Below are 23,165 nucleotides of genomic sequence, written 5' to 3' on the forward strand. Positions count from 1 at the left end.
GCGACATGCAGACGATGGTGCGAACCGAGGTCGCGATCGACGGCAGGAGCTCGTTCCTCGCCCAGGGCCAGGACCTCGACGACTTGAAGCGACGCATAGAGGCGGCCATGAGCACGCCTGGGCGGTTCGTGGACTTCGTGATCGTCGGCAATCGATCCGTGAGCGTGCTCATCTCTCCTCGAAGCCAGGTCGTGTTCTCCATTGAGACGGTGCAGTTCGACCCCCGCGACACCGGGAATGATCAGCAACCATTCGGCGGCCTGTACGACTACTGAACGCGCCCGTCCTGGCACGGCAGCCCGGGGGCCGGCGGTCCGCCGACGGCCCGGTCAGGTGCCGGGCACGGCTCGGATAGACTGACTGCACCACCCGGGACCGAGGCTCGAGCCCAGATTCCGGGACTGTGGTGTTAGGGCATCCGTCCGGGTCTGTGGCGCAGCTGGTAGCGCACCTGCATGGCATGCAGGGGGTCAGGGGTTCGAGTCCCCTCAGATCCACCCACACCCCCGGTATGTCGCACTTCGGTGCGGGATACCGGGGGTTCTCGCATTTCCAGGGCGTCGCGCTCGTTCCGTCAGCGATTGCGGTCGACTCGCTCGAGCCACTGCCGGAGGAGGACGCGCAGCAGTTCCGGCTGCTCGTGCGGCAGCGCGTGTCCCGCCTCGTCGAGCACGGCAAGCGTCGACCGGGGGTAGTGGCGGAGGAGATCGGCTGTTGCGGCGTAGCCGACGGTCGAGTCGAGCTTGCCCGCCACGAGCAGGGTGGGACCCGGGTACGCCGGGCCAGGGATGTCGGTGAGCTCCCACCGCTGACTGATGCGCTCGATCGCGTCCACGTCGGCGAGGTCGACCCCGGGGGCGACGTAGCGGTCGTACCGCTCGAGCATCTCACGCGTCTGCACCACGAAGTAGCTGCGGAAGTCCTCGTTGCCTATGCTGCCGGAGCCGGCGATGGCGCGATGCCGCGGCACGTCCCGAGCGTCCGGCAGCAGCGGGCAGACGAGCGCCAGCCCGGCCACCCGTTCCGGCTGCCGCGCGGCCATCGCCCGCGCGAAGTACGCCCCCACGGAGTGGCCGACGAGCAGACGCGGCGCGCCGTTCGTGACCTCGTCCGCGAATCCGACCAGGGCGTCGAGCACGTCATCGGCGCTGCGCATGGTGTCCGGTGCGGGGGAGCGGCCCATACCGGGAAGATCGGGGTAGATCCGTCGCAGTCCTGGCACGTCGTGGAGCGCGGGCTCGAAGCACGCCTCGGTCTCGCGGTGGTCGACGTTCGCGCCATGAAGCACGAGCAGGGGCAGCCCGCTGCCGTGCTCGACGTGGTGCAGCTGCACGTGCTCCCCCTCCCCCCCCGTCCCTCGTTCCCTCCCGCTCAGTATGCGACCGGCATCGGATCACCGCCACGGGTGGGACAGCTCATACCGAGGGGTGTCCGCGGGCAGTGGCCGCGGGGGCGGGATGGACGCCCCGGTTCGTGCCTGGCGGGGGTCAGAGGGCAGGTGCACCCGAGGCGGCGGCGACGACCTCGTGGGGGAGGATCACCGTCCGCGCGGGCTCCGTGTCGCCGTTGATCCGCTCGATGAGCATCCGTGCCGCGGTGGTGCCCATGTCCCGCGCCGGGAGACGCACGATGCTGGTGGCGTTCGGGGTGAGCGTCGTGAAGGGGAGGTCGCCGATGACGGCGACGCCGAAGGCGGGCGGCACCCTGCCCGCCTCGGAGAGCACCTGCAGCGCGCCGACGCCCATTAGGTTGTTCGTCACCACGACGGCGTCGGGCGCCGGGTCGAGGGCGAGCAGCTCGGCCATCGCGTCCCGTCCCCCCTCCACCCGGAAGGAGGAGTATCGCAGGTGATCGTCGGGCCGCTCGAGGGAGCCAGAAGGGCTGACGACGCTCCGCCAGCCCTCCGCGCGCTCCTCGGCCGTGTCGATCTCCGCCGGGCCGGTGATGCAGGCCAGGCGCCGGTAGCCCGAATTGATCAGCGTTCTCGCCGCGGCGACACCGGCCGCCCGGTTGTCCAGGATGACGCTGTCGAGGTCGAACAGCGTGCTGCGGTCCACGGCGACGACGGGCCTCGACCGCGCGATGAGCTCGCTCAGGTCGGCCCGTCCGTCGGCCTCGGCGAGGATGACGCCGGCCATGTTCTCGGCGACGGCGATCTCGAGGTACCTCGCCTCCTTGCCCGGGTCCTCGTCGGTGTTGCAGAGCACGACGGAGTAGCCCGCCTCCTGCGCGACGTCCTCCACGCCCCGGGCCAGCGAGGTGAAGTACGGGTTCTCGATGTCCGGGATCACGAGGGCGATGACCTCGGCGTTCTTGCGGCGCAACGACCGGGCCGTGCGGTTGGGGGTGAAGCGCAGCTCGGCGACCGCGGCGCGCACCAGCTCGGCCTTCTCCGCGGAGACGGGAACGCCGTTGTAGACGCGGGACACGGTCGCCGGCGAGACGCCCGCGGCGGCGGCTACCTCGTAGATGGTCGCCATGCTCTCCTCGACGTGGTTTCCCGACGCGACTCGCCTCCGGGCCTGGACCCCGTGCCGGCGCGCACCGGTCGTTTGACACCTTCGGGGCATCACCCTACAGTGCTGAAATCGATTGCAGGCGGCGGCGTCCGGCCCGTCCCGCGAGAGCACGACGACGTGCAGGAGAGCTTCATGTCCGACACCCCGTACCGCTCGGCCTCGCGTCTCCACTCGATCTCGGCGCTGCGGTCCGTGCGGACGCGCTCCATCAGCCCGGAGAACCCGGACGGCTCACCGGGCGGGGGCGGCAGGGCCGTCGAGGGCACCGGCGCCGACGCGGCCCGCGACCTCGGCCCGGGCTGGAAGATCAGTCCCAGCGTCGTGGTCGGGGCTGGAGCGACATACTACCTCGCCCGCATCGACGAGCCGGGAACGATCACGCACGTCTGGCTCACGACGCACGCCGACGGCTGGCGCAGTCTGATCCTGCGGGCGTACTGGGACGGCGCGGCGGAGCCGGCGATCGAGGTGCCGCTCGGCGACTTCTTCTGCCAGGGCTGGGGCGTGTTCGCGCAGGTCGATTCCCAGGTCGTCGCCGTGAACCCGCACGGCGGCTTCAACTCCTACTGGCCGATGCCGTTCCGCGCCGCCGCGCGGCTCACGATCGAGAACACCGCGGATCGCGATGCCGTCGTCTACTACCAGGTGACCTACGAGACCGGCGGCGACTACGCCGGCGAGGGATACCTGCACGCGCAGTGGCGCCGCAGCAACCCGCTTCCCCTCCTCACGACGCATCCGATTCTCGGCACCGTCGAGGGCAGGGGCCACTACGTCGGCACCTACCTCGCCTGGGGCGTCCACAGCAGCGGGTGGTGGGGCGAGGGCGAGGTCCGCTTCTTCCTGGACTCCGACGAGGATCACCCCACCATCAACGGGACCGGGACCGAGGACTACTTCGGCGGCGCGTGGAACTTCGACGTGCCCGGGCAGGGCTACACGCCGTACTCGACGGCCTTCCTGGGACTGCCGCAGGTTCTCCGGCCCGACGGGCTGTACGCGAGCCAGCAGCGCTTCGGTATGTACCGCTGGCACCTGCCCGACCCCATCCACTTCGCCGAGCGGCTGCGGGTGGACATCCAGGCGCTCGGTTGGCGGAGCGGCGGGCGCTACCTCCCGCTGCAGGACGACATCGCCTCCACGGCGTACTTCTACCTGGACAGGCCGACGGCGGCGCGTCCGCCGGCTCCGACGGCGGACGCGATGGAGATCCACACCGGCGACGGCCCCGCACCCCGGCGCTGATCCGGGCGGGCCCGGGCGACGGTCGCCCGGGCATCCGCCGAGGGATCAGTCGGTGCCGGAGTCGAACGCGGCGCCCTCGGAGGCGAGGTCGGTCGCGTGCAGGAGGGCGTCGGCCGCGGAGTCCCCGCCGCCGATCTCCAGGATTTCCTCAGCCGCGCCCAGCTCGAGGCGGCCCACCAGCTCCGCCGTCGCGCCGCCGATGAGGCCGGCGGCGGCGTACTGCTCGAGCCGCGAGCGGGAGTCGGCGATGTCGAGGTTGCGCATGGTCAGCTGGCCGATGCGGTCGTCGGGGCCGAAGGCGGAGTCGCCCACGCGCTCCATCGACAGCTTGTCCGGGTGGTAGCTGAGGGCGGGCCCGGTGGTGTCGAGGATCGTGTAGTCGTCGCCGCGGCGCAGGCGCAGGGTGACCTCGCCCGTGACCGCCGAGCCGACCCAGCGCTGGAGGGACTCGCGCAGCATGAGCGACTGCGGGTCCAGCCAGCGACCCTCGTACATGAGGCGGCCGAGGCGGCGGCCCTCCGCGTGGTAGTTGGCGACCGTGTCCTCGTTGTGGATGGCGTTCAGCAGGCGCTCGTAGGCGATGTGCAGCAGCGCCATGCCGGGGGCCTCGTAGATGCCGCGGCTCTTCGCTTCGATGATGCGGTTCTCGATCTGGTCGGAGACGCCGAGGCCGTGGCGGCCGCCGATGGCGTTCGCCTCGAGCACGAGGGCGACCGCGTCGTCGTACTCGGTGCCGTTGATGGCGACGGGGCGGCCGGAGTCGAAGCGGACGGTCACCTCCTCCGTCTGGACGTCGACGTCGTCGCGCCAGGCGGCCACGCCCATGATCGGCTGCACGAGGTCGAGACCCGAGCTCAGCTCCTCGAGGCGCTTCGCCTCGTGGGTGGCGCCCCAGATGTTCGCGTCGGTGCTGTAGGCCTTCTCGGTCGAGTCGCGGTACGGGAAGCCGCGCGCCACGAGCCACTCGCTCATCTCCGTGCGACCGCCGAGCTCGCCGACGAAGCTCGCGTCGAGCCAGGGCTTGTAGATGCGCAGGCGCGGATTGGCCATCAGGCCGTAGCGGTAGAAGCGCTCGATGTCGTTGCCCTTGTAGGTGGATCCGTCGCCCCAGATGTCGACGTCGTCCTCCTTCATGGCGCGCACGAGCATGGTGCCGGTCACGGCGCGGCCGAGGGGCGTCGTGTTGAAGTAGGTCTTGCCGCCGGAGCGGATGTGGAAGGCGCCGCACTGGAGGGCGACGAAGCCCTCCTCGACGAGGGCGGCACGCGCGTCGACGAGGCGCGCGATCTCGGCGCCGTACTCCTTCGCCCGGCCGGGGACCGCCCCGATGTCCGGCTCGTCGTACTGGCCGATGTCGGCGGTGTAGGTGCACGGCACCGCGCCCTTCTCGCGCATCCACGCCACGGCGCAGGAGGTGTCGAGCCCTCCCGAGAACGCGATTCCGACTCGTTCGCCCACCGGAAGACTGCTCAGTACCTTTGACATGGCTACCAGCCTAAGGGCGAGCGACGCACCCGATCGTCGCAGCGGATGGGCGTGACGGGCCGCCCGCGCAGCGAACGCGGGCTCAGCGCGACGGCCAGTGCCAGGGTGGCTGCTCGAGCGGCGCGAGTCCCTCCACCCGCGTCTCCCCGGTCTCCTTCCGCAGCGTGTGCACGAGTGCGGAATCCGCGAGCCGCGCCACGAGCGCCTCCGAGTGCGAGACGACGAGGAGCTGCGAGTCGGCGGTCGCGTCGAGGATCAGGTCCGCGAGCGCCGGGAAGAGCGAGGGGTGCAGACTCGTCTCCGGCTCGTTGAGCACCAGGAACGGCGCCGGCCTCGTGCTGAGCAGGGCCGCCACCCAGATGAGGAAGCGGAGGGTGCCGTCGGACAGCTCGGCCGCGCCGAGCGGGCGGAGCAGCCCCGGCTGTCTCAGCCGCAGTGCGAATCGGCCGTCCTGGTCCTCCACGCTGAGGCGGCTGCCGGGGAAGGCGCGCTCGACGGCGGCATCCAGGCTGTCCCCGGAACCGGCCTCGCGGATGGTCTGCAGGGCGGCGGCCAGGTCGGCCCCGTCAGCGGCCAGCACCGGGGTGCGCGTGCCGACGGCCGCGCGCCGGGCGGGGGCGTCGGCATCGGTCCGCAGGGAATCGAAGAACCGCCACGAGCGGAGATCGTCGCGCACGGCGAGCAGCTCCGGCGCGGAGCGCGGGTCGGCGGCCTCGCTGAGCATGCTCGCCCAGGGCGGCAGCCGGTAGTCGTGCCTCTCCCAGCCGTCGTCGCCGCGGATGCGCAGCGCCGGTCCGCGCCGCTCGGCCAGCAGGCCGGCGGGTCTCAGGTACGGCCCGTGCCAGACCGCCTCCGCCTTGATCTCCGGGTCGCGGCCAAACATGGTCGTGGCGGGCAGGGGCAGGCCCAGGTCGACCGCGTAGCCGAGCGTGTCCGAGGCGAAGCCGAGCCGCAGGGCAACCGGACCGCTGCGCACGGTGCCCTGCACGGGGACCTCGCCCCGCCGCATCCCGCCGGAAGTGGTCTCCGGGCCTGCCCACAGGGTCGACGGCAGCCCGCCCTCCGCCGCGAGCGCGGCCACGGCGCCGTCGCGGGCGACCGCGGCGAGCAGGCGGAGCACCCGGTACAGGTTCGACTTGCCGCTGCCGTTGGCGCCGGTCACGACGCTGAGTCGTTCGAGCGGCAGCACCAGGCTGCGCAGGGAGCGGTACCCCTCGACGGCGACGGCGGTCAGCATCCCCCCAGCGTAGGCAGCGCCCCTGACACTCCTGCCACTCCTGACGTCGCGGTGCCGCGCGGCGCGCGCTTGGGGAGTGGCGGCGGCGCGCTCGGAGCCTGTACGTTTCCACCACACGCGTCCCGCGCGAACGAGAGGCAGACGAATGACCACGCTGTTCCCCGAGCTCGACGCCATCGCCACCGGTACGACTCTCGCCGGTGCCCGCTATGCGGAGCTGCTCGCTGCCGCAGCCAGCAGCAACGCCGCGGAGTCGCAGCGGGCCGCCGAGCAGCTCGTGGCGGACAACGAGTGGCCGACCGTCGAGGTCGCGCTGTCCCAGGCCCGCCTGTACCGGTCCCAGCAGGAGGCCAACCAGCAGCAGTGAGCGCCGCGGGCGGGCCGGATCCGCCTCCGGCTAGGCCCCTGGCCCGTTCCCTGGGGAACCCGGATCGGTGTCCGTGCCGCTCCGGCGACCGTCGGCGTCGCGCGGGGCAGCCCGCCCGGTTCTGCCGTCGGCCCTCCGAGCGGCGTCACTCGTGGAATCCGGCACGTCCGGCGCAGCGCCGCGAACGCGTCGACGCTGTCGCGACGACCGGACGAAAAGCACGACGCTGAGCACGAGGAACGCGCCCGCGGCAACAGCGAGCCCCACCCGGTACGGCGACGGGGCGGCGATCGCGACGAAGAGGAAGTTGACGAACGCGAGGAACATCACGGCGACGAGGAGTCCCCAGACCAGGGGCGACTCCTGGGTGGGGCGGCGCGCGGGTCGCGGGGGAGGCGATGAGGGCCGGTTGTCGGTCATGAGGGAAGCTTCCGTTCTGCTGATCCGAGGGTACCGCCCGTGCGCCGCCCGGCCGAGGGGAGGGGCCGCCGGGTGCGGCCAGGGCCGACTTGGGGACGTGCGGGCGTGAGGAACGAGAAGGGGAACGGGATGGACCTGCACGAGTACGCGAGCCACGACGCGACGGGACTCCGCCAGCTCATCGCGGCCGGGGAGGTCACGGCCGCGGAGGTGGAGGCCGCGGCGCGGTCGGCCATCGAGGGCGTGAACGGCGACCTCAACGCGCTCGCCCGGCCGCTGTTCGATCCCGCGCTCACCGCGGACCCGCGCGGTCCCCTCGCGGGGGTGCCGTTCCTCATCAAGGACAGCGGGCCCTTCGCCCGGGGTGTCCCGTTCGCCCTCGGCAGCCGCGCCGTCCGCGGTGCGGTCACCACGGTCGACCACGATCTCATGGCGCGGTTCCGGGCGGCCGGCCTCGTCGCCCTCGGTCAGACCACCGCGCCGGAGCTCGGCTTCAGCTTCGTGACCGAGCCGCTGCGCACGGGGCCGACCCGCAATCCGTGGGACCTCGCGCGCGGCGTCGGCGGATCGAGCGGAGGCTCGGCCGCTCTCGTCGCGGCCGGGGCCGTGCCGGTCGCGCACGGCAACGACGGGGCGGGGTCGCTGCGGGTGCCCGCGTCCGCCTGCGGGGTCGTCGGGCTCAAGCCGGGCCGGGGTCGCACGCCGAGCGGGCCGCTGGCGGGCGAGGCGGGATTCGGGCTGACGATCGAATTCGCCCTGACCCGGACCGTCCGGGATGCGGCGGCGCTGCTCGACGCGGTCGGCGCGCCGCCGGTCGGCGACAAGTACGTCGCCGCGGCCCCGGCCCGCCCCTATCGCGACGCGCTCCGGACGGACCCCGGACGGCTGCGGGTCGCCCTGATGCACGCCGCGTGGTCCGGCGCGGCCGTCGACCCCCAGGTCGTGGCGGCGACGGTGCGCGCGGCCGAGACGCTCGAGTGGATCGGGCACACCGTCGTCGAGGCCGCCCCGCGCATCGAGGCGGAGGACGTGGTCGAGGCTCAGATGCTCAACGTCTACGCCACCGGCGGGGCCATGCTCCGCGCACCGCGCCAACCCGACCCCGCGTTGTTCGAGGCGGTCTCCCGCGAGGTCCTCCGCGAGGTCGCCGCCGCGCGGGCTCTCGACGTGCTGGCCGCCGTCGACGCGCAGAACCGGGTGACCCGGCCCATCGGGCTGTTCCTCGCCGAGCACGACCTGCTGGTCACCCCGACGCTCGGCCGGCTCCCGCTCCCGCACGGCGCGCTCGACCAGGACGTCGAGGGTCTGAGCGCACGGGACTGGCTGCGGCGCATCCTGGAGGTCGGACCGTTCACCGCGCCCTTCAACGTCTCGGGTCACCCGGCGATCGGCCTGCCGCTCGGGCAGAGCAGGGAGGGCCTGCCCATCGGCGTGCAGCTCGTGGCCGCGGTCGGCCGCGAGGACCTGCTGCTTCAGGTCGCCGCGCAGCTGGAGGAGGCCCTGCCCTGGCGGGACCGCCAGCCCCCCGTGTACGCCGGGTGACGGCCGGCGGCGCTGCGCACGCCTCCTAGGCTGGCGCGGTGACCACGACGCGGCGAGACGCCGACCTCGCCCGCCGCATCGCCGCGCGCCACGGGGTCGATCCGGCAACGGTGTCGGCCGCGGCGTCCGGCCGGGTGAATGCGGTACACCTCGCGGGTTCCGGGGACAGGCGGGTGGTGATCCGCTTCGCGCTCGACCCCGCGCGCCCCGACGAGTTCGAGGTGGAGCAGTGGTGCCAGGAGCGGGCGGGAGAGGCTGGCATCGCCGTCGCGTCCCCCCTCGCGCGAGGCGTGCTCGAGGGCGTGCCGTACTCGATCCAGGAGTTCGTGCCCGGCATGCCGGGCACGGCGCTTCCCGCGGCCGACGCGTGGGAACGCCTCGGCCGATCGGCCGCCGCGGTGTCCCGCATCGTGCCCGGCGACGACGCGCCTGGGGGGCTGTTCTCCCGCTTCGGGCGCGACCTGCCGAACGCCTGGCGCGCCCACCTCGACTACAACATCGGCGCGCTGGGCGAGGACGACCCGCTGATCGCCCTGGGCGTTTACGCGGTCTCGCAGGCACCGGCCCTCGCGGCGGCGATCGGCGGGCTGCGGGACGAGCGGCTGACGTTCGGCCTCAGTCACGGCGACCTCGCGCCGCGCAACCTGATCGTGCGGGACGACGGCGAAGGGGTGCTCATCGACTGGGGCGGCGCGTCGGCCGGCCCGGCGCCCTGGACCGACCTGGAGACGGTCTACCGCTGGCACCTCGCGGACCTGCCCGAGGGCTTCGAGGCCCCGGTCACCGCGGGGGACGTGACGGCCTTCGCGCGCGGCTGCGGCGTCGACCTCGCCACCGTCACCCCGCTGCTCGAGACGCTCGTGCTGCTCCACGCGCTCGACCTGGCGCGCTGGGCGATGGACGTGCGGCCGGACCTGCTGCCCCACTACGCCGCCGGCGCGGCGCGAGCGGTCCGTCGCTTCCGTCCGGCGTCTCAGCCGGCGTAGACCGCCCAGCCGCGCGGGGGCACCGTCGACCCGAAGTCGCCACCCGTGCTCGACACGTCGACGGTGAGCCCGCCGACGCGGGGCGCGGGCACCGGGGTCCCTCCGAGGTTCAGCGCGAGGACGACCCGACCGGCGCCGCCCCGCTCGGTGAGGACGATCGTGCTGCTCTCGTTCGCGAGGTCCTCCACCCGCACCTCCGCGCGGGTCAACCACGGGTGCCGCCTGCGGAGGCCGATGAGGCGGCGGTGCAGGTCGAGCAGGCCCTCGCCCTCGGCGGACAAATCCGTCGGCGCGGCCGGGTAGGCCGGACGCACGGCGTCGTCACCGCCCGCCCGGTCCTCCTTCACGCCGCGCAGGCCGCGCTCGTCGCCGTAGTAGACGCTCGGGATGCCGGGCAGCACGAACAGCAGCGCGAGCGCGGCCGGGAGCGTGTCAGCAGGGAGCGTCGACGCGATGCGGGTCACGTCGTGGTTGCCGACGAAGGTGTACGGCACGAGGCGCGAGAGCAACTCCGAGTGGCGGCGCAGCGTCCACTCGAGCTCGAACAGGTTGCGGTCGCGCAGCGAGCTCCACACCGACTTCCAGAGCTCGTACTGCGTCACGGAGTCCAGCCCGGACCGCTCGACGTAGTGCGCGTAGTCGCCGTGGATCATCTCGCCGAGGAACCACGCGTCCGGGTGCCGCTCGCGCACGCGGGGGAGCACGCGGCGCCAGAACTCGGGCGGCACCGCGTACGCCGCGTCCAGGCGCCAGCCCGCCGCGCCACGGTCGAGCCAGTGCATCATCACGTCGGCGACGTGGTCGGCCACCTCCGGGTTGTCGTGGTTGAGCGTCACGAGCGCACCGTGTCCCTCGAACCCGACCGGCTCTCCCCGATCGGTCCAGCGGAACCAGCGACCCTCGGGGGAGTCGGGGCCGTGCTCGAGGGCGGCTCGGAAGCGCGGATGCGACCGCCCGACGTGGTTGAAGACGCCGTCGAGGAGCACCCGCACGCCGCGCTCGCGGGCGGCGGCCAGCAGCCCGTCCATGTCGTCGTCATTCCCGAGGCGGGGATCGATGCGCAGGTGGTCGGTCGTGTCGTAGCCGTGCGTCTCGGAGGCGAACACCGGTCCGAGCGCGAGGCCGTTCGCGCCGAACTGCACGAGGTAGTCGAGCCAGCCGACGAGGGCCGGCAGCCGGTGGCGGGTGCCGCCGTCCGCCTCCGTCGTCTGCTCCGCGCCCAGGAAGCCGAGCGGATACACGTGCCACCAGATCGCGTGCTCGGTCCACGATGCCATCGCCGGCGTCCTCCTCGTCCGGGCACCGCCCGGCGCCCGGACGAGCCTACGGGGTCGGCGGCACACGGTCGCTGAGCCCATCGCGACGCGGGCTTCACGGTCCCTGAGCCTGTCGAAGGGACGGGGGCTGCACGGTCCCTGAGCCTGTCGAAGGGATGCGGCGCGACCCCGCTACCGCCCCTCGCCCGCCTGGCCCTCCTCGCCCGCGTCGCCGTCGTCGGGCTCGAACGGCGGAACGGGAACGCCCGTGATCTTCTCGCGGTTGGACGCGGGGAGCACGCCGTTCTCGTCGGTGATCCCGTAGGCCGCGGCGACCTCGGCGGCGACGAGCGGGCGCCCGGTGAGCCGAAGGATCCGGGGATCGGCGGCGAGCGCGGCGACCGTGCGACCGACGAACAGCGGTGTCTCGAAGTTCGTCTCGTCCTGGAAGAACTCGATGTTGCGCAGAACGCCCTCGGTGAGCACGAGCCCGGGGTAGAGCGCGACGGATGCGACCCCGTGCGGCCGAAGCTCCTCCGCCATGTCCTTCGCGAGCCGGTCGATGGCGGCGTGCGCCACCCCGTACGCGACGGGCGGCACGAAGACCGTGGCGGCGAAGGAGGACAGGCTGACCACGAGACCGTGGTCCGAGCGCAGCAGCAGGGGCGCGGCGAGGCTCGACGTGACGTAGTGGGCGCGCAGCCCGACCCGGTGCATGGAGTCCCACAGCGACAGCGGCTGCTCCCAGAACGGGCCGGGGTTGAACTCGCTGCCGTCCGTGAACCGCTCGTACCCGCCCCAGGCGCTGTTGACGAGGACGTCGAGCCGCCCCTGTTCCCGCTCGATGCGCGCGACGAGGGCCTCGAGCGCGGCGTCGTCCCCGGCATCGAGCGGCACGGCGATGCCCGTACCGCCAAGCTCGGTGACCTGCTCGGCCGTGGCGTGGATCGTGCCGGGCAGGCGCGACCGCGACGTTCCTTCGACGGTTGTGCGGCCCGTGACGTACACGGTCGCCCCGGCCTCCCCGAGCCCCCGTGCGATGCCGCGGCCCACGCCGCGGGTCGCCCCCGTCACCAGTGCGATCCGGCCCGTCAGTGCGCCACGCGTGTCCATGGCGTCACCCTAGGCTCCGCCACCGACATCGAGGAACCCGTCAGCGGCTGCCGGGTCAGATCAGGGTCTGCAGCGCCCCCCAGGCGACGATCGCGATGCCGGCCCAGATGCCCGCGCTCGCGGTGACGAGGACGATGGCGCCGCGGCGGCGCTCCTCGTGGCGGTCGAGCGAGAGTGCCTCGCTGCGGACGTCCCGGCCGTCGAGGTCATCGCGGCCGTGGTGTGCAATGGCGTTGCTCATGCTGGTCCCCCTTCGGACGCGCCGTCGCGCCCTCGAAGACGATACTTGCACCCTTTCGGGGGCGTCGCGAACAGGAAGCGCCGCACGACCCGCGTACGGGGGCCAGACGGGGGATGGGGGGCGAGAGGGCGAAGGCGGGTGCGGAGTCTGTCAGGATCGACGGGACATGACGATTCCGGACCCCACTCTCGCCGACGCGCGCACCGACCTGACGCGGAGCATCCCCGAGCGCTTCGACCCGGACGAGGTGTACGAGCGCTTCGTCGACTGGACCACCGGCCTGGGTCTCACGCTCTACCCCGCGCAGGACGAGGCGATCATGGAGATCGTCTCCGGCGCGAACGTGATCCTGAGCACGCCCACCGGCACGGGCAAGTCCCTGGTCGCCGTCGCCGCGCACTTCGCGGCACTCGCCGAGGGCCGCCGCACGTACTACACCGCGCCCATCAAGGCGCTCGTGTCGGAGAAGTTCTTCGCGCTCGTCGACATCTTCGGGCCGGAGAACGTCGGCATGGTGACCGGCGACTCGTCCGTCAACGCCGACGCGCCCATCGTGTGCTGCACCGCGGAGATCCTCGCGAACCTCGCCCTCCGTCAGGGCGCCGACGCGAACGTGGGGCAGGTCGTCATGGACGAGTTCCACTTCTACGGCGACCCGGAGCGCGGCTGGGCCTGGCAGGTGCCGCTGCTCACGCTGCCCCGGGCGCAGTTCATCCTGATGTCCGCCACCCTCGGCGACGTGACGAGCCTCGCCGAGGACCTCAGCCGCCGCACGGGGCGCAGCACGGCCCGGGTCACCGGCGTCGAGCGCCCGGTGCCGCTGCACTACTACTACGCGACGACCCCGGTGCACGAGACGGTCGAGGAGCTGCTCTCCACCAATCAGGCCCCGATCTACATCGTGCACTTCTCCCAGCTCGCGGCGCTCGAGCGCGCCCAGTCGCTGATGAGTCTCAAGATCGTCGACCGCGAGCAGCGCGACCGCATCGCCGAGCTCATCGGCGGCTTCCGTTTCACCACCGGCTTCGGGCGGACCCTGTCCCGGCTCGTGCGGGCCGGCATCGGCGTGCACCACGCCGGGATGTTGCCGAAGTACCGGCGGCTGGTGGAGCAGCTCGCGCAGACCGGCCTGCTTAGGGTGATCTGCGGCACGGACACCCTCGGCGTCGGCATCAACGTGCCGATCCGCACGGTGCTGCTCACGGCGCTCACCAAGTACGACGGCACGCGCATGCGGCAGCTCAACGCGCGCGAGTTCCACCAGATCGCCGGGCGTGCCGGTCGTGCGGGCTATGACACGGCGGGCACCGTGATCGTGCAGGCGCCCGAGCACGAGACCGAGAACATCAAGGCGCTCGCGAAGATCGGTGACGACCCGAAGAAGCGGCGCAAGCTCGTGCGCAAGAAGGCGCCCGAGGGCTTCGTCTCCTGGGGCGAGCCGAGCTTCCGCAAGCTGGTGGACGCCGAGCCGGAGACGCTCCGCTCGAGCATGCAGGTGACTCACGCGATGATCCTCAACGTCATCGCGCGCGGCCACGATCCCTTCACCGACCTGCGCACGCTGCTCGAGGACAACCACGAGCCGCGCCCGCGCCAGCGCGCGCTCATCCGGCAGGCGCTCGCGATCTACCGCACGCTGCGCACCGCGGGCGTCGTCGAGCAGCGCTCGGATCCCGACGGGGGACCGGCCCACATCACCGTCACCGTCGACCTGCAGGCCAACTTCGCGCTCAACCAGCCGCTCTCGCCGTTCGCCCTCGCGGTGTTCGAGCTTCTGGAACCGGAATCGCCCACCTACGCGCTCGACATGATCTCCGTGCTCGAGGCGACCCTCGACGACCCGCGACCCGTGCTGTCCGCGCAGCAGTTCCTCGCCCGAGGCGAGGCGGTCGCCGCGATGAAGTCCGAGGGCATCGAGTACGACCAGCGGATGGAGCTGCTCGAGGAGGTCACCCACCCGCAACCGCTCGCCGGTCTGCTGGGCGAGGCGTTCGCGACGTACTCGGCCTCGCAGCCGTGGATCGGCGACTTCGAGCTGCACCCGAAGTCCGTGGTGCGCGACATGTACGAGCGGGCCATGACGTTCGGCGAGTTCGTCAGCTTCTACAAGCTCGCGCGCTCCGAGGGCGTCGTGCTGCGCTACCTGTCCGACGCGTTCCGCGCGGCCCGGCAGACCATCCCGGACGAGGCGAAGACCGAGGACCTCCGCGATCTCATCGAGTGGCTCGGCGAGCTCGTCCGCCAGGTCGACTCCAGCCTCCTCGACGAGTGGGAGAAGCTGGCGAACCCGACGGAGGCGACCCACGCGGACGAGGCCATCGTGCCGCCCGCGCCGCACCGGGTCACCACGAACGTGCGCGCCTTCCGCATCCTCGTGCGCAACGAGATGTTCCGGCGCGTGCAACTCGCCGCGCTCGAGCATTACGACGAGCTCGGCGAGCTCGACGCGGCGGCCGGCTTCGACGCCGATACCTGGGCGGACGCGATGGACGCGTACTTCAGCCAGCACGACGACCTCGGCACGGGCGGGGATGCCCGCGGGCCGGCCATGCTCATCATCGAGGAGCGCCCGGGCGCCTGGCACGTGCGCCAGATCTTCGACGACCCCGAGGGTGATCACGACTGGGGCATCAGCGCCGAGGTCGATCTCGCGGAGTCGGACGAGCAGGGCGTCGCCGTGGTGCGGGTCACGGGCGTGAACGCGCTGTAGGACCGCGCCCGCGCTATGGAGGCGGCCTGCCCGCCATGCCGCCTCAGAGCCTGCTCAGTGGCCATCGAGTAACGTCGCAGGGTGACCCGTACCCTCGACCGCCCCCGTGACCCCGACGCCACCCGCCCCCGTTTCTCGCGCACCATCCCCGCGTTCCAGGTGCGGAGGGTCGCCGTCGACGACCTTCAGGTCGTCGTGCGCACGTTCGGCACCGTGCGGCCGGGTGCTCCGGTCTTCGTCCTGGTGCATGGCATCGGCGTGTCCTTCCGCTACTTCGAGCCGCTCGCCGAGGAGCTCGCGAAGCGCGGCGTCGTGCACCTGCTCGACATGCCGGGGTACGGCAGCTCGCCGCGTCCGCGCCGCAACATCTCCATCGCGGAGCACGGCGAGGTGCTCGCCACCGTGCTGCGCACCGAGGGCATCGAGAACCCGGTGCTCATCGGGCACTCGATGGGTTGCCAGATGGTCACCGAGGCGGTGACGCAGGATCCGGACCTCACCGACTCTGTCGTGCTGATGGGTCCCACCATGTCGCCCTCCGAGCGCACCTTCTTCAGCGCCGCGTTCCGCCTCGGCGTCGACATGACCCGCGAACCGCTCCGTGGCAACTGGACCGTGCTCACCGACTACCTCTTCCGCTGCGGCCCGGTCTGGTACGCGATGCAGGTGCCGCACCTTCTGCGCGATCGCATCGAGGAGCGCGTCCCGCGCATCTCGGCGCGCGTGCTCGTGATCCGCGGCGATCGCGACCCCGTGGTGTCCCGGCCGTGGGCGACGCATCTCGCGTCGCTGGCGCAGGACGGTCGGTTCGCGGAGGTGCCCGGCCCCCACGTCGTCATGTTCACGGCGCCCGAGCAGATCTCCGAACTCGTGCGGGAGCACGCGCACCGATGATCACGCTGATCCGGAACGGGTACAGCTGGGTGCTCGACTACGCCTACGTCGGCTTCTGGCAGGTCGTCGGGTTCTTCCTGCGGCTGAACCCGCGCCGGTACCGGGACGGCCGCGAGGGCCTGGCTCCGATCCTGATCCTGCCCGGCATCTACGAGCGCTGGCAGTTCCTGCGGCCCGTGATCGAGCGCCTCCACCGCGAGGGGCACCCCATCCATGTCGTGACGACGCTCGGCTACAACCGCGGCGAGGTCACGGCCGGGGCGAAGCTCGCGCGCACCTACCTCGAGCAGCACGACCTGCGCGGCGTCGTGATCGTCGCGCACAGCAAGGGCGGGCTCATTGGCAAGCAGCTGATGGCGTTCGAGGACCCGGACCAGCGCATCGACTCCATGGTGGCCATCAACACGCCCTTCGGCGGCTCGCGCTACGCGCGCTTCTTCCCGGGGCGGGCCATCCGTGCCTTCGTGTCGACGAACGAGACGCTCCTCGCGCTCGCCAAGCGCGAGGAGATCAACCCCCGCATCACGTCGATCTTCGCCGAGTTCGATCCGCACATCCCCGAGGGCAGCGCGCTCGTGAACGCGCGCAACATGAAGATGAAGATCGGCGGGCACTTCCGCATCCTGGCCGCGCCGACCGTGCTCGACGCGGTCGCGGCCTCGGTGGCCCGCGCCGCCTGACGCTCGCTCCGGAGTGGGGCGGGGGTCGGGTGCGGCGTGGTTGCCGCCTGCCGTTCGTGTCCTGGGTGAGGGGACCCGCTCACATGGTGAGCAGGATCTTGCCGACGTGCTCGGAGCCCTCCATGCGGAGCTGCGCGTCCGCGGCCCGCTCGAGCGGGAAGCGGCTGTCGATGATCGGGCGCACCGCGCCGGACGCGACGAGCGGCCACGCGTCGGAGAGCACCGCCTGGAGGATCGCGGCCTTCGCGTCCGCGGATTGAGCTCGAAGGGTCGTGCCGTGGATCTCGCCCCGCTTCGCCATGAGGCGACCCACCGGCAGCGCGGCCTCGCCTCCGCTCTGGTTGCCGATGAGCACGATCCGGCCCTCGAGGGCGAGGGCCTGGATGTCCCGCTCCACGTAGGGTCCGGCGATCGCGTCGAGCACGACGTTCGCTCCCGCGCCGTCCGTCGCGGCGAGCAGCTCGGCGACGAAGTCCTGCGCGCGGTAGTCGATGAGGATGTCGGCGCCGAGGGCCGCGCAGGCGTCGAGCTTGGCTCTGTTGCCCGCCGTGGCGGCGACGCGCGATCCTCGCGCTGACGCGAGCTGGATCGCCATCGTGCCGATGCCGCTGGACCCGCCGTGCACGAGCAGCAGCTCACCCGGGGCGAGCCGTCCGCGCTGGAAGACGTTGTACCAGACGGTTGCCACGGCCTCGGGAAGCCCGGCCGCGTCGATCAGGTCGACCGAGTCCGGCACCGGCAGCACGTGCCGAGCGTCGACGGCGACCCGCTCCGCGTATCCGCCGCCCGCGAGCAGGGCGCACACGCGGTCGCCGACGCGGAACCGCGTGACATCGTCCGCCATGGCGGCGACGACGCCGCTCACCTCGAGGCCGGGCAGCGGCGACGCACCCGGGGGAGGAGGATAGCTGCCCTGACGCTGCCCGATGTCGGCACGGTTGACCCCGGCGGCCGCGACCTCGACGAGCACCTGGCCCGGTCCCGGCTCCGGGTCCTCGACGGTGCGGATGGTCAGCACGGACGCGTCGCCCGCGCCCTCGTACACGCAGGCTCGCATCCGCCAACGCTACCCGCAGAAGTTTTTGGGGAGATGCGGAATAACTTCGCGATCAATGCACTTGCATGGAACTGGGACGCGCAGTCCCGCCACAAACTTCTAGAAGGAGCAGCAGCACATGAGCATCACCACCGCGACGGACATTCCCGGATACGTGGCCGGCACCTGGACCATCGACAAGACCCACTCCGAGGTCGGGTTCAGCATCCGTCACATCATGATCAGCAAGGTCAAGGGCACCTTCAAGGACTTCGACGCCACCATCATCACCGGTGAGAACCCGCTGGACTCCTCCGTGACCGCCTCCGCGCGCGTCGTCTCGATCGACACGAACGAGCCGAACCGCGACCAGCACCTGCGCACGAACGACTTCTTCGACGCCGAGACCTACCCGACCATCGACTTCGTCTCCACCGGCGTGCGCGTCGACGACGGCGACTTCAAGGTGGACGGCGACCTCACCATCCGCGGCGTCACCAAGCCGGTCACCTTCGACTTCGAGTTCGGTGGCTTCGCGACCGACCCGTTCGGCAATTCGAAGGCCGGCGCCACCGCCAAGACGGTCGTCAACCGCGAGGACTTCGGCCTCCTCTACAACGCCGCGCTCGAGACCGGCGGCTTCCTGCTGGGTGACAAGGTCACCATCACGCTGGAGCTCCAGGCCGTCCTCAGCAAGTAGCGCCAGAGCAACACCACGCAGCACCGACGGGAATCCCGTCCCACCCGCGCCGCCGTCCCGAGGACGGCGGCGCGGTTGCGTTTGCGGGGGATGCGGGTGGCGGCGGTGATGTCAGCCCTCCGTATACGGTCGCTGAGCTTGTCGAAGCGACGTGAGGTTGAGTCGCGTCCCTTCGACAGGCTCAGGGACCGTGATGGTGCCGTCCGCCTGCGCTTGGTCGTTTCCGAGAGCTTCGCGAGCAGCGACGGTATGCGGGTGGTGCTGACGCCGGGATCCGCTGGCGTTCCCCACACGGTCGCTGAGCTTGTCGAAGCGACGCGAGGCGACGTCCCGTCCCTTCGACAGGCTCCGGGACCGTGATGGTGCCGTCCGCCTGCGCTGGTCGTTCTCGAGAGCTTCGCGAGCAGCGACGGAACGTGGGTGGTGCGGCCGCTGGGATCCGCTGGGATCCGTACACGGTCGCTCAACTGGTCAAGGTGACGTGACGTCAGGCACCGAACGAGAAGCCCCACACGGTCGCTGAGCTTGTCGAAGCGACGTGAGGTGCGTCGCGGCCCTTCGACAGGCTCAGGGACCGTGGAACCGGGCGCCGGATCAGGATTGGCATGGTCAACCGCTGGGTGGGTTCGGTTCGGGGAAGCGGTCTCGGTCGTGCGATCGGAGGCGGTGTCGGCGGGCGTTCCAGTCCTGAACGGCTCGGCTCTTCGTCGCCAGGTGGCGGGCTTCGCGGGTCGGGCTGATCGAGCGTGGCGGCACCAGCGTGTAACTGCCACCCGTGCGGCGGATGTCCCAGCCGTTGTTGTGCAGGAGCAGGTGGTGGTGCTTGCAGAGCAGCACGCCGTCGGCGATGTCCGTCTTGCCGTGGTCCCTCTTCCACTGGTTGATGTGATGGGCTTCGCACCAGGATGGTGGTCGGTCGCAGCCGGGCCACATGCACCCGCCATCCCTCACCGCGAGTCCGATGCGCTGGCGTGTCGTGAAGAGGCGCTGCTCGCGACCCACGTTCACGCATTGGCCGTCGTCGTCGAGGACCACCGCGACCGTTCCCGTGCTGCAGACTTCGCGCCGGATGGTGGCGATCGAGACCGCCTCGCCGGTGTCCTCGATCGAGCCGTGGCCCTCGCCGGAGTCGAGCGTCTCCTTCGTCACGATCACCCTGACAGCGGGCCTACGCGAGCCGTACACCTGGCCTGGGTCGGCGTCCGCTCCGATGCGGAGCAGCTCGAGGAAGCCGTCGGCCGCGAGGCGGTCGGTTGGCCGCGGGTCGTTGACTATTGCGTCGATCCGGGCGCGGTCCTCTTCCTTGACGAACCTGGGCCCGCCTCGGCGGGGATTGGTGAGCTCATCAAGCACCGACAGGAGGAAGGCACCGGGTTCTGGGGCGTAGAGGAACTTGCCCTCCACCATGCCGTCCGGGCGCTTCCAGGCCTTCAAGTGCTGCTGCTCCAGCTGAGCCTTCTCGCGGTCGGCGACCTCGGTGTCGTTCAGGTCGTCGCGCAGTTGGCGTGCCCGGCGGTGCAGTTGACCCGCCGTGAGGGTGGCGGCATCGGTGACCAACTCGATCGCGGCCTCGGACAGCGCCTCCGCGGGCACCGAGTCGGTCGGCACGCCGAGGCCGGCGCGGATTGCGTCCGCCTGGGCGACGGAGACTCGCCCCTCCGTGACGGCGTGAGCAATCGGCGCCTGCCAGGGAATCTGCGGCGCCGGGAGTTCCGGGTGCTCGCGCTGAAGGGTCTCGACTGCGTCGGTCTCGGCGAGCATCTTGCCGACCTCGACGATGGAGACAGCGCCACCCTTGGTGGTCCCGGTGATCGCCTCGACCATGGCTTGGGGCGTTCGGTAACCCTCCTGCTGAGCCAGCCCTGCCGAGCCGAGGTCCGGCGTCGAGCGGCGGCACAGTTCTGCGGCTATTGCGGCGGTGATGGTGTCGCAGCAGTGTCGTGCGTCGGAGATAGCCTGCAGCGCGTCGAGCAGTTCCTGCTTCGGAAGCGTGGCGTAAGAAGTGGTGGAGGAGCCCAGGCGCGCGACGGTGTCCGCTGTGCGGAGGAGCGTCGCTGCCGGGTTTGCCATAGCACACATTCTACCACGTCGAAAGTTTCTTCGATGAAGAACTTCGGCCTCGTGAAGAACTTCCAGGAGCCCGATCGAGGGAAGCGAGCGTCCCTTCGACAGGCTCAGGGACCGTAGGTTTATGGGCGAGCAGGCGGCGTCCCTTCGTCGGGCTCAGGGACCGTGGATTCATGGGCGCGCCAACGAGCGTCCCATTGACAGGCTCGGGGACCGTGGCACCCGCACCCGCACCCGCACCCGCACCCGCACCGGCGCTAGGAGGAGTCCGCACCCACGATCTCCTCGCGGACACGGCGGAGGTCCTCGAGCAGCGCGCCGATCAGCACCCAGTGCTCCTCGCTGGGGGTCGCCACCTGGATGGGCTTCGTCAACGCGGGCTGCTCGTCCTCGGGGACGTCGAGCCGGAGCTCCGCGGACACGTCGCCAGCGTGGCGGGGGTCGTTGACGACGAGCAGCCGCAGGTCGTGGCCGGCCCGGCGCAGCTCGGTGCCGATCGCGCGGGCCATGGGCTCCTCGCCGATGCTCTCGTCGTAGTGGTCGCGCAGCGCCCGGGCCATGCCGACGACGCGGGTGGTGAGCACGGTGAGTCGCGCGAGCATCTCCTCGTCCCGCTCGAGCCTGCCGCGGTACCGGGCGCGGCGCGGGTTCAGCATCAGGCTCTCCCGCGCCTTCTCCACCGAGGCCTCCGCCCTCGTGCGCGCGTCGCGCAGGTCCCTCGCCCGCACCAGGAGCGCCTCGACCTCCTCGAGCGTGCGGCGTCCCTGCACGGCCTCGGCGATGTCCTCGAGGATGACCGCCGTGTCGCGGGCCAGCCGAGCCACCGCGAGCCGCGCCGGCTGCAGGATCACGGGCGGCACGACCAGGAGATTGACGACAACCCCGATGGCCGCCCCGATGAGCGTCTCGGCGATCCGGGCCGCGGCGTACTCGGGGGACTGGGCGCCGATCGAGAGCACGAGCATGGCGCTGATCGGGATCTGCGCGGCGGAACCCGGAGTCAGTCGCAGCGCCCAGCCGATCAGCACGGCCACCACGATGGAGGCGAGCACGATCCAGCTGGTTCCGCCAAAGAGGAGCCCGGCCCCGTAGGCGAGGATCACGCCGACCACGACGCCCGCGCTGCGCTCGATCGCCCGACCGAGCGACTGGTTCACGGACGGCTGCACGACGAGGAGGGCCGCGATGGCGGCGAAGATCGGCAGCTGGTTGGGCAGGATCGCCAGGCAGACGAACCAGGAGACCACCGCGGCGATCGAGGTCTTGAGCGCCTGGAGCAGCGGGATGCGGCTGTCCGCGCGGAGTCGGGCGGTGAGCGCCATCACGCCACCCGCACGGTCTCGCCGACAAACCGGCCGTAGTCCTGCAGGGCCGCGGAGAAACGCTCGCGCACGGGGTCGTCGAGCTCCGTGAACTCGGTCGTCTCGACCACCGTCTCCCGGCTGCGCCTGGTGCGGTGCCAGGTGCCGACCACGTGTCCGTCGTCGACGATGGTGGGGAGGAACAGCCCGTTCTTGCCGGGGACGACGCGCTCGGCCTCCTCCGGTCTAAGGGATGCAGCGCGATCCCGGTAGCCCAGCAACAGCTCGTCGAAGCCGGGAAGCGCGAGCGTGACGGGCCGCCCGTCATCCTCGCCGAGGGCAGCCGGCGAGTCCGCCGCCTGGAAGTAGGGAACGCCGTCCACCTCGAGCTCCTCCAGATCGTTCCGGGCGGATGCGACGGCGGCGCGCACGTCCTGCACGAGGAGCTGGGTCCACCAGGCAAGATCCTTTGCGGTCGCGGGGCCGTGGGAGCGGAAGTAGCGCAGCGCCAGCTCGCGCAGCGCGTCGTCGCGGTCGCGCGGCGGCACCGCGGGCAGCCACTCCTCGAACAGGACGAACGTGTGCTGGGCGCCTCGACGTGGCCCCAGGCAGAGCACCCGCGACTGGCAGAGTGCACCGAGCAGGTTGATACCCCGCTGGGCCCCGGTCGGCTCGCCGGCCCGCTCGAGCACCGCGAAGAGCTCGGGCCGGGTCGCTGCTCTGCCGCCCTCCAGCTCGCCACGGATCAGGTCGGCCGCGGCATCGAGGGTGTGGTCGGTGATGCCCAGCTGGCGCCGACGGGGCGCGATCGTGGCGAGCATGCGCGGGCCGATCAGCTCGAGCATCCAGGGCAGGTCCTCCGGTGCCGTGACGTGCAGCGTGCCGCGCATGGGCCAGGACCGCACGATCCGCCCCTCGTCGAGGGCGGCGGACACGTCGGCGACGCGGCTCCCCGGGGCGCGCACGCCCACCGACCAGAGCGCGCCGGCGTAGTCCTGCGCCTGCATCGCCAGCATCCAGCGCACCGCGTCGGCGGGAGAGGCGTCGGGGGCGTTCAGAAGGCGCTGGTTGCGAAGTCGAAGCCGGGCGAGGTCGCGAACCGTCCCCACCAGCGTCATGGTCCCAGTATCGTCCCGTGCACGCCCGCGACGCGGCCCCAGGAAGCAGCCGTATACGCGGCATCGTCCGGGACGCCAGGGTGCCCGCGCCCGCGCACGCCCCGCCACGACGGCCCCGCAGGATGCCGAGCCGCTCCACCCGCTCACGATCGGCGTCAGCCGGCGGGCGGTCCGGACCCGGCATCGTTGCGGGGGCCATCGGGGGTCGTTCCGTTCGGGCTGGAACGAGTGGGCGCCGACGGGTACCG

General features: G+C 71.8%; 21 protein-coding genes and 1 tRNA gene. 10 read left to right on the forward strand and 12 right to left on the reverse strand.

Features of this window, described 5'->3' with window-relative positions; all coding sequences use genetic code 11:
• The first annotated feature begins 14 nt into the window (after positions 1-14).
• On the forward strand, positions 15-275 hold the full coding sequence (locus tag DAI20_RS11915) for a hypothetical protein (RefSeq protein ID WP_240606053.1): 261 nt from the start codon (positions 15-17) through the stop codon (positions 273-275).
• A gap of 149 nt (positions 276-424) precedes the next feature.
• A tRNA-Ala gene (locus tag DAI20_RS11920) sits at positions 425-497 on the forward strand.
• Positions 498-574: 77 nt separating this feature from the next.
• Here DAI20_RS11920 and DAI20_RS11925 read toward each other — a convergent pair.
• Together DAI20_RS11925 and DAI20_RS11930 are read right to left on the reverse strand one after the other, a co-directional pair.
• A complete protein-coding gene (locus DAI20_RS11925) occupies positions 575-1,333 on the reverse strand; it encodes an alpha/beta fold hydrolase (RefSeq protein WP_108251079.1) in 759 nt (252 codons plus the stop codon).
• A 154-nt stretch (positions 1,334-1,487) separates the two neighbouring features.
• Positions 1,488-2,480 carry a LacI family DNA-binding transcriptional regulator gene (locus DAI20_RS11930; RefSeq protein WP_108251081.1) on the reverse strand — a complete coding sequence of 331 codons (993 nt, stop codon included), beginning with the start codon at positions 2,478-2,480 and terminating at the stop codon, positions 1,488-1,490.
• Between the two features lie 171 nt (positions 2,481-2,651).
• On the opposite strand from DAI20_RS11930, the gene DAI20_RS11935 reads away from it, so the two are divergent.
• Positions 2,652-3,764 (forward strand): glycoside hydrolase family 172 protein, encoded by a 1,113-nt coding sequence (locus DAI20_RS11935; protein WP_108251705.1) that lies wholly within the window; start codon positions 2,652-2,654, stop codon positions 3,762-3,764.
• 45 nt (positions 3,765-3,809) lie between these two features.
• On the opposite strand, the gene argG is transcribed toward DAI20_RS11935, so the two are convergent.
• Together argG and DAI20_RS11945 are read right to left on the reverse strand one after the other, a co-directional pair.
• Positions 3,810-5,249: an argininosuccinate synthase gene (gene argG, locus DAI20_RS11940; RefSeq protein WP_108251083.1), complete on the reverse strand. Its 1,440-nt coding sequence runs from the start codon at positions 5,247-5,249 to the stop codon at positions 3,810-3,812.
• Positions 5,250-5,331: 82 nt separating this feature from the next.
• Entirely contained in the window at positions 5,332-6,486 is a 1,155-nt protein-coding gene (locus tag DAI20_RS11945) for an AAA family ATPase (RefSeq protein WP_108251085.1), read from the reverse strand.
• Between the two features lie 145 nt (positions 6,487-6,631).
• On the opposite strand from DAI20_RS11945, the gene DAI20_RS11950 reads away from it, so the two are divergent.
• The gene (locus DAI20_RS11950) at positions 6,632-6,853 is read left to right on the forward strand and encodes a hypothetical protein (RefSeq protein WP_108251087.1); all 222 of its coding nucleotides are present in this window, start codon (positions 6,632-6,634) and stop codon (positions 6,851-6,853) included.
• A gap of 30 nt (positions 6,854-6,883) precedes the next feature.
• On the opposite strand, the gene DAI20_RS11955 is transcribed toward DAI20_RS11950, so the two are convergent.
• Positions 6,884-7,273, reverse strand: coding sequence for a hypothetical protein (locus DAI20_RS11955; protein ID WP_108251088.1), 390 nt, complete (start codon positions 7,271-7,273; stop codon positions 6,884-6,886).
• A gap of 129 nt (positions 7,274-7,402) precedes the next feature.
• On the opposite strand from DAI20_RS11955, the gene DAI20_RS11960 reads away from it, so the two are divergent.
• The gene (locus tag DAI20_RS11960) at positions 7,403-8,815 is read left to right on the forward strand and encodes an amidase (RefSeq protein ID WP_108251091.1); all 1,413 of its coding nucleotides are present in this window, start codon (positions 7,403-7,405) and stop codon (positions 8,813-8,815) included.
• A gap of 38 nt (positions 8,816-8,853) precedes the next feature.
• Positions 8,854-9,801 carry a phosphotransferase family protein gene (locus tag DAI20_RS11965; RefSeq protein ID WP_108251093.1) on the forward strand — a complete coding sequence of 316 codons (948 nt, stop codon included), beginning with the start codon at positions 8,854-8,856 and terminating at the stop codon, positions 9,799-9,801.
• Here the strand turns inward: DAI20_RS11965 and DAI20_RS11970 are convergent.
• The 3 genes from DAI20_RS11970 to DAI20_RS11980 form a co-directional block, all read right to left on the reverse strand.
• Positions 9,789-11,078, reverse strand: a complete 1,290-nt coding sequence (locus DAI20_RS11970) for an alpha-amylase family glycosyl hydrolase (RefSeq protein WP_108251095.1) — start codon at positions 11,076-11,078, stop codon at positions 9,789-9,791. The genes DAI20_RS11965 and DAI20_RS11970 overlap by 13 nt on opposite strands.
• A 171-nt stretch (positions 11,079-11,249) precedes the next feature.
• The gene (locus tag DAI20_RS11975) at positions 11,250-12,170 is read right to left on the reverse strand and encodes an SDR family NAD(P)-dependent oxidoreductase (protein ID WP_108251097.1); all 921 of its coding nucleotides are present in this window, start codon (positions 12,168-12,170) and stop codon (positions 11,250-11,252) included.
• A gap of 55 nt (positions 12,171-12,225) precedes the next feature.
• Complete coding sequence (locus DAI20_RS11980) at positions 12,226-12,411, reverse strand: hypothetical protein (RefSeq protein ID WP_108251099.1); 186 nt, start codon at positions 12,409-12,411, stop codon at positions 12,226-12,228.
• A gap of 166 nt (positions 12,412-12,577) precedes the next feature.
• Between DAI20_RS11980 and DAI20_RS11985 the strand changes: the two genes are divergently transcribed.
• The 3 genes from DAI20_RS11985 (at position 12,578) to DAI20_RS11995 (ending at position 16,695) form a co-directional block, all read left to right on the forward strand.
• The gene (locus DAI20_RS11985; protein ID WP_108251101.1) at positions 12,578-15,121 is read left to right on the forward strand and encodes a DEAD/DEAH box helicase; all 2,544 of its coding nucleotides are present in this window, start codon (positions 12,578-12,580) and stop codon (positions 15,119-15,121) included.
• 81 nt (positions 15,122-15,202) lie between these two features.
• Complete coding sequence (locus tag DAI20_RS11990; RefSeq protein ID WP_108251103.1) at positions 15,203-16,015, forward strand: alpha/beta fold hydrolase; 813 nt, start codon at positions 15,203-15,205, stop codon at positions 16,013-16,015.
• Positions 16,012-16,695 carry an esterase/lipase family protein gene (locus DAI20_RS11995; protein ID WP_108251105.1) on the forward strand — a complete coding sequence of 228 codons (684 nt, stop codon included), beginning with the start codon at positions 16,012-16,014 and terminating at the stop codon, positions 16,693-16,695. The genes DAI20_RS11990 and DAI20_RS11995 overlap by 4 nt, the downstream gene beginning before the upstream one ends.
• Positions 16,696-16,774: 79 nt before the next feature.
• Here the strand turns inward: DAI20_RS11995 and DAI20_RS12000 are convergent, their stop codons facing one another.
• A complete protein-coding gene (locus tag DAI20_RS12000) occupies positions 16,775-17,752 on the reverse strand; it encodes an NAD(P)H-quinone oxidoreductase (RefSeq protein WP_108251107.1) in 978 nt (325 codons plus the stop codon).
• A 118-nt stretch (positions 17,753-17,870) separates the two neighbouring features.
• Between DAI20_RS12000 and DAI20_RS12005 the strand changes: the two genes are divergently transcribed.
• Positions 17,871-18,431, forward strand: coding sequence for a YceI family protein (locus tag DAI20_RS12005; RefSeq protein ID WP_108251109.1), 561 nt, complete (start codon positions 17,871-17,873; stop codon positions 18,429-18,431).
• 609 nt (positions 18,432-19,040) lie between these two features.
• Here DAI20_RS12005 and DAI20_RS12010 read toward each other — a convergent pair.
• The 3 genes from DAI20_RS12010 to DAI20_RS12020 all read right to left on the reverse strand — a co-directional run bounded on the left by DAI20_RS12010 (position 19,041) and on the right by DAI20_RS12020 (position 22,917).
• A complete protein-coding gene (locus DAI20_RS12010) occupies positions 19,041-20,501 on the reverse strand; it encodes an HNH endonuclease signature motif containing protein (protein WP_159085024.1) in 1,461 nt (486 codons plus the stop codon).
• Between the two features lie 254 nt (positions 20,502-20,755).
• Positions 20,756-21,820 carry an FUSC family protein gene (locus DAI20_RS12015; protein ID WP_108251113.1) on the reverse strand — a complete coding sequence of 355 codons (1,065 nt, stop codon included), beginning with the start codon at positions 21,818-21,820 and terminating at the stop codon, positions 20,756-20,758.
• Positions 21,820-22,917, reverse strand: a complete 1,098-nt coding sequence (locus DAI20_RS12020; protein ID WP_108251115.1) for a winged helix DNA-binding domain-containing protein — start codon at positions 22,915-22,917, stop codon at positions 21,820-21,822. Before DAI20_RS12020 ends, DAI20_RS12015 begins: the two co-directional genes overlap by 1 nt.
• Positions 22,918-23,165: the final 248 nt, after the last annotated feature.

Origin of the sequence: Planctomonas deserti (genome assembly GCF_003067705.1) — a bacterium.
Classification (GTDB): Bacteria; Actinomycetota; Actinomycetes; order Actinomycetales; family Microbacteriaceae; genus Planctomonas; species Planctomonas deserti.